Genomic DNA, 12,400 nt, shown 5'->3' with positions numbered 1-12,400 from the left:
AACTATCCTGATAGTGAATTGCAAAAGAAACAATCTATAGAAGAACAGCTTCTTAGGCAAAGAATGGAATTTTGTTACCCGAATGCGGTGTTTTTATTGCAAACATTACATAGGGGACATTATTATCGCATGAAACGAGACTTAATGTCTCGGTTATCCGCTTAAAATTGCTGCCCGAGGGTCAAAATGCCGTGAAAGTCATGGTCGTCAGCGAGCGCGCAATACCTTGGATGTCGAGCACATTGTCATTAATGAACTTGCCGACATCCTGGTCTTCGGGAATGTATATCTTCGCCAGCAGATCGAAATTGCCGCTGGTCGAATAGAGTTCCGAGACGATCTCGCGCTCAAAAAGGGCAGCCGCAACTTCATAGGTTTTGCCAGGGAAGCATTGCAACTGCAGGAATACGGGTTTCATTCATATGCTCCGGAGGGACTGATTGGTTGCGGCTAATCTATTTGGGTTGCAGGGATAGCGCAATCACAGGTTTTCACGCGGAGCTTTCCAGCCGATTTAATAAACAATACAGCCGCCAATAAAAAGTGACCGCGTCGGGTTCCCTCGTAAACGCCTGTTTTGTGGCGATATGGTCACAACGACAGTTTCGGATGGGTTGTGTAATGCCTTTGCGGGTTGGCCTGTATTAACCACCATGTTATCGTTTTCTTAAGCTAGAGAGGCGAATTTTAACGATCACGGGATATGGGGTAATCATTCCTGTTGGTTTGTGTCATTTTGTTTGAGTTAGGGATTATACTGGTTGATGGACTTCAAGCGCCCACAGGCCAGTTTGTTTGCCGCCGCATTGCTGGCTTGCTCAGCCCTTGTATCGCCCGCGCACGCGTTCGAAATCTTCGGCATTCATTTGTGGGGCGAGAAAAAAGACGATGACGCGGATTCCGTCATTGCCGATCCGCAAAAATATACCGTAGAAATCGCCAACGAAGAAAACGAAGAGACTAAAAAGCTCGTCGAAGGTGCTTCCAGCCTTGTTGCTGATAAGGAAAAGCCTGCCTCCGGTGCCGCAGGGCTTCTAGCCAAAGCCAGAGGCGATTATCGCCGTATTCTTGGCGCGCTTTACGCCGATGGTCGTTATGGCGGCAATATCAGCATTAAAGTTGATGGGCGTGAGGCGAGTGATCTTCCTCCCGACACGGTTTTGCCAGATCCCGCAACCGTGTCAATTTCGGTCGATCCGGGACCGCAGTTTCTTTTCTCTACCGCACGCATCAAGAATGTCGCTCCGCCGCCGGTCGACAAGAAGGATATTGTCGACCTGCCTGAAAATCAGGGGTTCGCGGTGGGCGATATTGCCCGCTCCACGTCAATCGTAAAGGCAGAGCGCCTTGCTGTTGATGCATGGCGCGAGCAGGGCCATCCCAAGGCGAAGATCGTTTCGCGCAACGTCACCGCCGATCACGACAACAGCAAAGTTGATGCGATTATCGATGTTGATCCCGGTCGCCGCGCATCGTTCGGCCAGACGCAGGTCACCGGTACTGAGCGCATGGATCCTGAGTTTGTCGCCTTCATCACGGGTCTGGAGCCCGGACGCGAATATGATCCTGACGAGATCGAGCGCGCCAAAAAGCGTCTGTCTCGACTTGAGGTGTTCCGCTCGGCCCGTATCGAAGAAGCAGACGCCATTACAAGCGATGGGCTTCTGCCGATTACAGTTGCCGTGCAGGAGCAGAAGCTGCGCCGCTTCGGTATTGGTGGCAGTTATTCGACGTTGGATGGCGCCGGTTTTGAGACCTATTGGCAGCACCGCAATCTTTTTGGCCGGGCCGAGCGTCTGCGGTTCGATGCTAAAATCGGTGGCATTGGCGGGCAATCCTACGACCCACAGGACTATAATTACATGCTGGGTGTCAGTTTCACCAAGCCTGGTGTCTGGACGCCGGATACGGACTTCATTTCCTCGCTGATTGGCGAGCGCAAGGTTCTGGATGCCTATACGCAGACTTCAGTCACTGCTGAAGCTGGCTTAACCCATATATTTTCGGACGAGCTTTCCGGCAAACTCACTGCGAGTGTCTCGAAGTCAAAATTTGAAGATGATTTCTTCGGAAGCCGTGATTTCCTGACAGTGGGTGTCCTTGGCGGGCTGACCTATGACAGCCGCGACAGCAAGGTTGATCCAAAGAATGGCTATTATCTTGAGGGGCTTTTGTCGCCATTCTACGAAGTAGAATATGGCAACTTCGCCACCAAATTTACGGCGGAAGGGCGCACCTATTACGGTTTCGGTGCCGATGATCGTTTCGTCCTCGCCGGGCGTCTGAAGCTTGGGTCGATTGTTGGCGCTGAAATCGGCGAGCTGCCACCGGATCAACTGTTCTTTGCTGGTGGGGGTGGTTCAGTTCGCGGCTATGCCTATCGCAATATTGGCGTGAATGTCAGCCGCGATGGCGATAATTATGTGATCGGCGGACGCTCGCTTGTCGAAAGCTCGGTGGAAGCACGCGTGCGCCTTACCGATACGATCGGCGCGGTCGGCTTTGTCGATGCGGGCTATGTCGGCGAAGAATCTTTCCCTGATTTTGCAGAGCAGCTACGGCTCGGCGTTGGCGCGGGCATAAGGTACAATACCGGCCTTGGTCCGATCCGGCTTGATGTTGCCGTTCCGCTTGACCGGACCGATGACGATCCAAGTTTTGCTTTCTACGTTGGCATAGGACAGGCGTTTTGATCCGGATACTTGCAACCCTTCTCTTGCTCCTTATCGTCGGCCCGTCCGTGGCGCAGTCGCCTGCGCCTGCCAGCGCCGAGGCAGAGAAGTCATATTTTCTCAGCTTTGTTGAAAACCAGCTATCGACACCAAATCGTCAGATTGTGATCTCTGAAATTCAGGGCGTGCTTTCCTCCGAAGCAAATATTGGCAGCATCACGGTTGCGGATCGCCAAGGTATCTGGCTGAAGATCACCAATGCCCGCATCGTCTGGAGCCGCCTTGCGCTGCTGCGTGGACGTCTGGATATCAATACGCTGGCGGCAGACTCCATCGATGTCATGCGCAAGCCGCTACCGGACGAAGGCTTGCCTTCGCCGGAAGCGAAAGGTTTCAGCCTGCCGGAACTGCCGCTTGCGGTTATTCTTCAGGAGTTGAAGATCGGTCGCGTAGCGTTTGGGGATACAGTTTTTGGCCTGAAATCAGAGATTTCCGTTGCGGGAAATCTGACGCTTGACGGCGGCTCGCTCGATTCCAATTTGCAGATAAAGCGTCTGGATGGTCCGGGCGGCGATTTCACGATCAAAGCCGCTTATGCCAATGAGAGCCAGCAGCTTGATCTCGACCTTTTGCTGAACGAACCGGCGAATGGCATTATGGCCAACCTTCTTAATATTGAAGGACGCCCGCCTGTTGTCATGGCGTTGAAGGGCTCCGGCCCATTAAGCGATCTGGCTTTGCAGTTGACCCTCGACGCAGCGGGCAAGCGCGTTCTTACCGGCAATACCAAGATTGATCGCCAGGCTGACGGGCTTGGTTTCAAGACGACGCTGGACGGCGAAGTTGCAGCCCTTATCCCGCCGATATTTCGTGATTTCTTCGGTAATGACACTGCTTTGGTGGTCAATGGCGTGGTACGTGATGCCGGTGGATTTGCGCTTGACCGTCTCAGTATCAAAAGCAATGCGCTGCTGGTTGATGCCACAGGTGAGACCACGAATGACGGGTTCCTGCGCCGATTGAAGGTCGACGCAACGATAGCCGACCCAACGGGCAAGAAGGTTATCCTGCCTGTTGCCGGCGGTCAGACCACTGTGGATAAGGCGGTCTTCGCCGTCGATTTCGGCACGAATGCAAATGCAAATGATGCCTGGTCAAGCACTTTGGAAGTCACCAACCTGACAACGGAAATGTTTGCCGCCAAATCGGCCAACCTTGTCGCTAAAGGCTTGGCTCAAAATATTGATGACCCTGCGGCCCGTTCGCTGACCTATGATTTAAACGGCGACATTTCCGGTATCACCGCAAAACGGGCAGATATAGCTGAAGCCCTCGGTGATCTTGTCCAGCTTAAGATCAATGGCGACTGGAAGGCTGGTACCCCTGTCAATCTTAAGCAGGCCTTGATCGCGGCCAATGGATTGAGTGCTTCTCTGGCAGGCACGATCAGCGAATTCGCCTATCGCGGCGATATTCTTGTTAAAGCTTCAAGCATCTCGCCCTTCTCGGCGCTTGCCGGCCGGGAATTGGCCGGTTCGCTGGACCTGAAAGCCAACGGTCTTGTTGAGGCGTTGACAGGCGGTTTTGATCTGATGCTGGACGGCAATGCTACGGGTATGAAGCTTGGCATCGATGCAGCCGATAAAGTGCTGGCGGGCGAAACACGGATCACCGGCGGCCTCGCCCGTGGCGAAAACGGACTGAGTGCCAAGAATTTCAAGATCGAAAATCCGCAGACGCTTGTCACCGCCAATGGAACATTTGCCAGCGGTGCCGCCAATTTCGACTTTGGCCTCGACCTTACCGATCTGGCACTTCTTTCGGAGAAGGCGGGCGGGGCATTGAAGGTAAAGGGCAGCGCGCGCGGTCAGGACAAGATCATCGCCCTTGCCTTTAATGCGGGTGTGCCGCAGGGCACATTATCGGGACGCAAGCTGACCGAAGGCGATATTTCGTTCAATGGAACGCTGCTTGAAGACAATATTGACGGCAAGCTTTCAGGCTTGGCTTTTCTCGATGGCATCCGCGCGGATCTTTCCACCGAGATCGCGTTACGCAAAGATGAGAAACGCCTCAGCAATTTGTTGTTTATCGCGGGTGGAACGCGTCTGCGCGGTGATGTTACGCAAGACAAAAAAGGATTGCTGCAAAGCAATCTGACGCTGAGTTCCGCCGATGTGTCCACCGCCGCTGCGCTCTTCCTAGTCGAAGCGACAGGCAAGGCCGATGCGACGATTGCGCTATCGCATGATGACGATAAGCAGAACCTCGATGTCAAAGGACAGATTGATAGTCTCAAGGCTAATAATGTTGCCATTGGCAAAGCAGAAATTGCGCTTGTGGCACAGGATATTTTCAATGTTCCAGCCGCCAACGGCACGGTAAGCGCAACCAATATTTCGGCCTCCGGAATTGATATTACAAGCCTTGACGCCCAGGCGAGCCAGAGCGGTAAGGCTACGAATTTCACTCTTGATGCAGCGCTGAAAAACGGCGCGAAAACATCCCTTGGCGGCGCTCTTGAACCCACAGATAAAGGCTATCTGCTGTCGCTGGCAAAGGCGGAACTGATACGTGACAAGCTTGCTGCCCGCCTCGTACAGCCCGCAGCAATCAATGTTGCTGGTAGTGATGTCTCATTTGGTGACATCATCCTTGATATCGGCAATGGCAAGGTGACCGTCAGTGGTGAAGTTGCCCAAACGCTCAGTCTTGCGGTTGCGATTGAGAAACTGCCGCTAGATATCGCCAATACGATCAAACCTGATCTTGGGCTCGGCGGAGAAATCAATGGCACCGCCAAGATCGGTGGTACGCGCGAGAAGCCGGACGTCAATTTCGACATGCAAGCGCGCGGCATAACGGCAGCAGCACTGAAGAAAGCGGGTCTTGAAGCGCTTAACCTTGATGCCAAAGGCACATCAACGACTGACCAGTTAAATGTCGATGCTCATTTGACCGGGGCAAATGGACTGGACGCTTCGGCACGCGGATCGGTGCCTTTGGCACAAGGCCAGCTTGGCGTCGATCTCGATCTGAAGAGTTTCCCGCTGACGACTCTCAACGGCATTGTCAAAGATCAGAACCTCGCGGGCGCTGTTTCCGGCCGTGGTCGTGTTACGGGCACATTGCAAAAGCCAAATGCGGAGTTTGACCTGAAGGGTTCGAGCATTTCCGCCAAGCCCTTGCAGGAAGCCGGGCTAGCCCCTCTGCAACTGACGGCAGCAGGCCGCTTCGCCAATGAGCGCCTTTCACTTTCTTCCGCCAAGATTGATGGGCCGCAGGGCTTTACAGTATCGGCCAGTGGTGAAGTTCCAGTGTCCGGTAACGGCCTTGGTATCAATGTCACCGGCAATATTCCGCTGTCTCTGGCTAACCGCTTCCTCGCAGATCGCGGAACACAGGCCAAGGGCAATATTGATGTCACGGCCAATGTAACCGGCAGCTTTGCCCAACCACAGATTCGTGGCATGTTCTCGGCCAATGGTGCGGAAATCATGGATCCGGAATCGAATCTGCGCTTGCAGCGGATTACCCTGCTTGGCAGCATGGAGGGCACGACTGTCACAATCCGCACGCTGACGGCCGGGATTTCAACAGGTGGTACCGTCAGCGCGACAGGTACGATCTCAACGGATGCTGCTGCGAATTTCCCCGCTAATATTGATATCAAGCTCGACAAGGCGCGCTATGCCGACGGCAATCTTGTTGTCGCCACTGTGACGGGCGCGCTGGGCATCAATGGTCCTCTGACCCGTGATCCCGTCATTGCTGGCAATATCAATATTGATCGCGCCGAAATCACTGTTCCGGAAACCTTTGGCGGTCCGTCGGCGGTTATCGACGTAAAGCATAAAGATGCTTCGAAGAAGGTTCAACAAACACTTAAGCGTGCCAAGGCTGATCAGCGCGAGGTCGCAACACCGACATCGCGTCCAAGTGTGGTGCGGCTCGATATCAATGTTACAGCACCCAACAAGATCTTCGTGCGTGGTCGCGGCCTTGATGCGGAGATCGGCGGTTCCGTGCGATTGACCGGTCCTGCCACAAATGTTCAGCCTGTAGGCGGTTTTGATCTCATCCGTGGCCGTCTTGGCATTCTTGGCCAGCGCATCACCTTCACGGAAGGTCAGGTCACGCTGGTTGGCGATCTTGATCCTGAAATCAACTTCGTTGCCACTACCCAAAGCAGCGACATAACCGTCAGTGTGACTGTAAAGGGCCGCGTATCCGATTTGCAGATTGTCTTCTCATCCCAGCCGGAACTGCCACAGGATGAAGTCATGGCGCGCTTGATCTTCAACCGCTCAATCAGCGAATTGACGCCGTTGCAAATTGCGCGTCTGGCAACTGCCGCTGCGGAACTGGCAGGTGGTTCAAACTCGTCGCTCATCGACAGCCTGCGCAAGAGCACGGGCCTTGATGACCTTGATGTCGTCACTGACAGCGAAGGCAATGCCGGTGTGCGTGCGGGGCGTTATATCAGGGATAATATTTATCTGGGGGTCGAGGCAGGTGCCGGTGGTAACACCAAGGGTACAATCAACCTCGACATTACGCCCAATCTGAAAGCCAAGGGTGCCGTTGGCAGCGATGGCGATTCCGGCGCTGGTCTGTTCTTCGAAAAAGACTACTAAGTGCATTTCCAGCAAAGGTGCGAAGCGGCTTCGCATTTGGGCAATGCATAAAAACCTATGAAAAAGGGCGGTGCAAAGCACCGCCCTTAATGTTTTTAGCCGCGTGCTGGCAGAACTGGCAGTGGCTCCGCACGGCCTACGACAAATGCGTAGTTGAACGCGCCGATGACGGCGACGCCGGCAGCCAGAGCGAATGACGGAATATAGTTTCCATTAAACACATCAAGCAGATAGCCAAACAGGAACGGGCTGATAATGCCTGCAATGTTTGAGGCAAAGTTCTGGATGCCGCCAATTGATGCCACATGATGCGAGCTTGGCGCAACGTCTGCTGGCAGCGACCAGATTGCCGTGGCCGCAACAGCCAGACTGCTGTAGGAAATCGCAAGGAAGATCAGCGCCATATAGAGCGATGTCACCATTGCAGCGGGTAGAATGGCCGCGCCACCAAGCAGACCGCCAACCATGATGATCTTGCGGATTGTCGTCACGTCGGCACCATTGCGAATAGCGCGATCGGCCCAGATGCCTGCCGCCCATGCCGCAGCAACAGCGGTAAGGCCTGGGATCATCCCGAATGTGCCAAGCTCGGCCAGATTGAGGCCGCGCGCATTCTTCAGATAATCGGGGAACCAGGTCAGGAAGAAATAGATGACGAAGTTCAGGCAGAAGAAGCCGATCATCATGCCCCAAACGGTGCGATAACGGAAAAGGTCGCGCCACCGGATTTTTACCGCTTCCGCATCGTCATTCTCTTCCGTGCGCCCACCATTATCGGTGATGTATTGACGCTCCAGATCGTTTGCGCCCGGATGGTCGGCAGGGTCGCGATACATCATGTACCAGAAGAACGCCCATACAAGGCCGAGCGCGCCGAGGATGATGAATGAATAGTGCCAAGTCGCGAGCGCGATAATGCCGGTCACGATAGGCAATGCGAGAACAGTGCCAACGCGTGAGCCGGAGTCGATGACTGCGGTAGCGAAAGCGCGCTCGCTTTTTGGAAACCAGCGCGATGCGGCCTTGGTTGCGCTTGGGTAGGCCGGGGCCTCACCCGCTCCCAAAGCAAAACGCATGCCGAAGAAGCCCCAGAAAGTCGTGGCGAGCGGTGTCAGCGCCGTGAATACAGACCACCAGACGGCAGCAAGAGAGAAGGACCGGCGCGCGCCGACCTTATCGGTAAACCAGCCAGCGATCAGCATCATGCCGTCATAGGCCCAGAAGAACGCGCCGAAGATCAATCCCTTCTCGGCATTACTGAGGTTGAGGCCAAGTTCAGCATCGATATAGGGTAGCGCCACACTCATATTGGCGCGGTCGAGATAATTCATTGTCAGACCAAGAAAGCACATCGCGAGAATGATGTAGCGAACCTTGCTGGCACCCGCTGGAGCTTTCCGTGGGGGATGGGCAGCTTTTGTAGCTGAGGACATTTTGTACTCCTTTGCCGCCAAAAGGCGGAGACAATTGTGCGTGGTTCGACGAGGCTCACCATGAGGACTGGGATTGGGCTGCAAAAACACTTGCAACGTCGAAGATTGATCTTGCAATCCTCAATTTCCCTCATGGTGAGCTTGTCGAACCACGCAGAACTGATGTGCAGGTTAAATTAAGCTTGTACGACCTGCTGGCGCTGTTCGCCCAGACCCTCAATACCGAGCGTTATGATATCGCCTTCCTTGAGGAACACATTCGGCTTTTGGCCAAGGCCAACGCCGGGAGGTGTGCCGGTCGAGATGATGTCGCCCGGATGCAGGCTCATGAATTGCGACAGGTAGGAAACCAGATACTTCACGCCATAGACCATCGTCGCCGATGTGCCGTCCTGATAGCGATGGCCATTGACTTCCAGCCACATCTTCAGGTCTTGCGGGTCCTTGATTTCATCCTTGGTCACAAGCCAGGGGCCTGTCGGGCCAAATGTGTCGCAGCTCTTACCCTTGGTCCACTGTCCTTGACGCTCTGCCTGAAATGCGCGCTCGGAAACATCATTGATCAGGCAATAGCCCGCAACATAGTCCATTGCCTCATCTTCGCTGACATATTTGGCATGTTTGCCGATTACAACGCCAAGCTCGACTTCCCAGTCTGTCTTCAGCGAGGTGCGGGGAATTTCCACATTATCGTTCGGGCCGACAATCGCCGATGTGGCCTTCATGAAAATGATTGGCTCCGGCGGCACGGTCGCGCCGGTTTCGGCGGCATGGTCGGAATAGTTCAGGCCGATGCAGATAAATTTGCCGGTTCCAGAAACGCAGGCGCCATAGCGGTCTACTTCAACGAGTGGCAGTGAAGCGGGATCGATCGCAGCGAGTTTCTTCAAGCCCTCGGGTGAAATTGCTTCACCGGCAATATCCTTCACGTGGCCGGAAAGATCGCGGACATTGCCGTCCTTGTCGACAAGACCGGGTTTTTCCTGGCCGAGCGGGCCATAACGCAAGAGTTTCATTGGTCAACCTTCTCTTCACTGGTGGGTAGTGGCCTAGTATGTAGCACGGCCACCGGAAATGTCGAATACTGCTCCGGTCGTGAATGAACATTCTTCACTGGCAATCCACGTAATCAGCGCGGCAAGCTCTTCAACTTTGCCAAAACGCTGCATCGGAATCTTCGAAAGCATGTAATCAATGAACTCCGGCTTCAATTGCTGGAGGATGGGCGTATCAACGGTAGCTGGTGTTATCACGTTGACGGTAATTCCATCACCGGCGAGTTCCTTGCCCAGCGATTTTGTCAGGCCGATGACCGCAGCCTTTGATGCGCTATAGGCCGAGGCATTGGGGTTGCCCTCCTTGCCCGCAATGGAAGCAACATTGACGATCCGGCCATAGCCGTTCTTCTGCATGACCGGCACGACAAATCGATTGCAATAAAACAATCCGTGCAGATTGATTTCAAAGACCTGTTTCCACTGATCAATGGGGTAGTCGGCAACCTTGGCATTGGGTCCGGCTATTCCCGCCGAGCAGACAAGCACGTCGATCTTGCCAAAGGCAGATACGGTTTCCTGCGTGGCCTTCTCGACCTGGTCAGGATCGGACACATCGAGACTAACGCCGTGGGAGGAGGCTCCAAGCGCTGCCTCTGCCTCCTCGATCTTTGCTGCATCGACGTCCCACAGAGTGACCGTGCCGCCCTCCGACACGATCCGCTCTGCTGTTCTGAAACCTATGCCGGAGGCACCGCCGGTTATAACCGCGTGCCTCCCCTCATAGCGCCGTATGGAATTCGCCATGCTTCCTCCCGATATATGGCTTTTGCATCTGTCAGGGCGTCCGGCGATTTAGTGATTATCGCGTGGAAGCCCCTTGGTCTGAGCAATGCGCTGGTAGTCAACGGCAGGTTTCAAAACCATGCCTTCATCAAGCTGACCGACCATGCCGCGCTGGATTTCCTGCCACGGCGTCTGGCTTGCCGGATATTTATAGCCGCCCGCAGCGATCAGATCGTCCTTGCGCTTTTGCAATTCCTCATCGTCGATCAGGATGTTTGCAGTGCCCTTGTTGAGATCAATGCGCAGATGATCGCCGGAGCGAACCAGAGCAAGTCCGCCATTGACCGCCGCTTCCGGCGAGGCGTTGAGGATGGATGGGGAACCGGATGTGCCGGATTGACGGCCATCGCCAAGACAAGGCAGCGCATGGATACCCTGCTTCAGCAAATAGGCTGGCGGCTGCATATTGACCACCTCTGCCGCACCTGGATAGCCGATCGGCCCAGTGCCGCGCATGATCAGAATGCTGTTCTCGCTAAGGCCAAGCGCCGGATCGTCGATGCGGTGATGATAGTCTTCCGGTCCATCAAAAACTTCGGCAATGCCTTCAAAGGCCTCCAGGTCATCCGGATTGGATAGATAGCGCTGGCGGAATTCCTCGGAAATGACGCTGGTCTTCATAATGGCGCTGTCAAAGAGATTGCCCTTGAGGTTGATGAACCCGGCCTTCTTTTTCAACGGCGCATCATAGGTCTTGATCACATCCGTGTTGAGGTTTTCTGCATGCTCGCAATTGGTGCCGATGCTTTGGCCGTTGACCGTCACAGCGCCCGGATGCGGAAGTTTCCCGGCCTTCATCAGTTCGGCAACCACGGCAGGCACGCCGCCCGCGCGATGATAGTCCTCACCCAGATATTCACCGGCTGGTTGCAAATTAACCAGAAGCGGCACGTCATGGCCGATTTCCTGCCAATCATCATTGTTCAGCGGTATATTGAGATGGCGTGCAATGGCATTCAGATGGATCGGTGCATTTGTCGATCCGCCAATCGCGGAATTGACAACGATGGCATTTTCAAAGGCGGCCCGTGTCATGATATCGGATGGCTTCAGATCTTCGCGTACCATGTCGACGATGCGTTTGCCGGTGTCATAGGCAATCTGGCCGCGTTCGCGATAAGGCGCGGGGATGGCTGCGCCGCCCGGCAATTCCATACCAAGTGCTTCGGCTAGCGAATTCATGGTGGTAGCAGTGCCCATCGTATTGCAGTACCCGACCGACGGCGCCGATGATGCGACGATATCCATGAACTGGTCATAGTTGATTTCGCCGGAGGTGAGCTTCTCGCGTGACTTCCAGACGATGGTGCCGGAGCCGGTGCGCTCGCCGCGATGCCAGCCATTCAGCATGGGTCCGACTGACAGCGCTATAGCTGGAATGTTCACCGTGGCGGCGCCCATCAACATGGCTGGCGTGGTCTTGTCGCAACCGATGGTGAGAACAACGCCATCAAGCGGATAACCGAAAAGAACCTCAACAAGGCCAAGATAGGCAAGGTTGCGGTCGAGTGCTGCGCCGGGGCGCTTGCCGGTTTCCTGGATTGGATGAACCGGAAACTCGAAAGGAATACCACCAGCAGCAATGATACCGTCACGCACGCGCTTGGCCAGCTCAATATGATGCCGGTTGCAAGGTGAAATATCCGAACCGGTCTGTGCGATGCCGATGATCGGCTTGCCCGACTGCAATTCACCGCGGGTCAGGCCGTAATTCAGATAGCGCTCTAGATAAAGCGCGGTCATCCCCGGATTGTCAGGATTGTCGAACCATTCCTGAGAACGCAGTTTTTTCGGGGCTTTGTTGCTGGTCATTTAAG

At 54.6% G+C, this 12,400-nt stretch carries 7 protein-coding genes; 2 read left to right on the top strand and 5 right to left on the bottom strand.

Annotated elements, in window-relative coordinates; genetic code table 11:
- Window positions 1-181 precede the first annotated feature (181 nt).
- Window positions 182-418 (bottom strand): Lrp/AsnC ligand binding domain-containing protein, encoded by a 237-nt coding sequence (locus tag V9K92_RS11785; protein ID WP_008127661.1) that lies wholly within the window; start codon window positions 416-418, stop codon window positions 182-184.
- A gap of 346 nt (window positions 419-764) precedes the next feature.
- On the opposite strand from V9K92_RS11785, the gene V9K92_RS11780 reads away from it, so the two are divergent.
- Complete coding sequence (locus V9K92_RS11780; RefSeq protein WP_337354066.1) at window positions 765-2,693, top strand: autotransporter assembly complex protein TamA; 1,929 nt, start codon at window positions 765-767, stop codon at window positions 2,691-2,693.
- Window positions 2,690-7,309, top strand: a complete 4,620-nt coding sequence (locus V9K92_RS11775; protein WP_337354065.1) for a translocation/assembly module TamB domain-containing protein — start codon at window positions 2,690-2,692, stop codon at window positions 7,307-7,309. The genes V9K92_RS11780 and V9K92_RS11775 overlap by 4 nt, the downstream gene beginning before the upstream one ends.
- A gap of 95 nt (window positions 7,310-7,404) precedes the next feature.
- Here V9K92_RS11775 and V9K92_RS11770 read toward each other — a convergent pair whose 3' ends face one another.
- From V9K92_RS11770 to V9K92_RS11755, 4 genes are all read right to left on the bottom strand, one after another.
- Window positions 7,405-8,742: an MFS transporter gene (locus tag V9K92_RS11770; RefSeq protein ID WP_115054648.1), complete on the bottom strand. Its 1,338-nt coding sequence runs from the start codon at window positions 8,740-8,742 to the stop codon at window positions 7,405-7,407.
- A gap of 176 nt (window positions 8,743-8,918) precedes the next feature.
- A complete protein-coding gene (locus V9K92_RS11765) occupies window positions 8,919-9,758 on the bottom strand; it encodes a fumarylacetoacetate hydrolase family protein (RefSeq protein ID WP_115054649.1) in 840 nt (279 codons plus the stop codon).
- A gap of 33 nt (window positions 9,759-9,791) precedes the next feature.
- Window positions 9,792-10,544 carry an SDR family NAD(P)-dependent oxidoreductase gene (locus V9K92_RS11760; protein ID WP_337354064.1) on the bottom strand — a complete coding sequence of 251 codons (753 nt, stop codon included), beginning with the start codon at window positions 10,542-10,544 and terminating at the stop codon, window positions 9,792-9,794.
- 48 nt (window positions 10,545-10,592) lie between these two features.
- Window positions 10,593-12,395, bottom strand: coding sequence for an IlvD/Edd family dehydratase (locus V9K92_RS11755; protein ID WP_337354063.1), 1,803 nt, complete (start codon window positions 12,393-12,395; stop codon window positions 10,593-10,595).
- Window positions 12,396-12,400 lie beyond the last annotated feature (5 nt).

The organism is Phyllobacterium sp. CCNWLW109 (assembly GCF_037203905.1).
Taxonomy (GTDB): domain Bacteria; phylum Pseudomonadota; class Alphaproteobacteria; order Rhizobiales; family Rhizobiaceae; genus Phyllobacterium; species Phyllobacterium ifriqiyense.
This window is presented reverse-complemented; position numbering and strand designations above follow the sequence as displayed.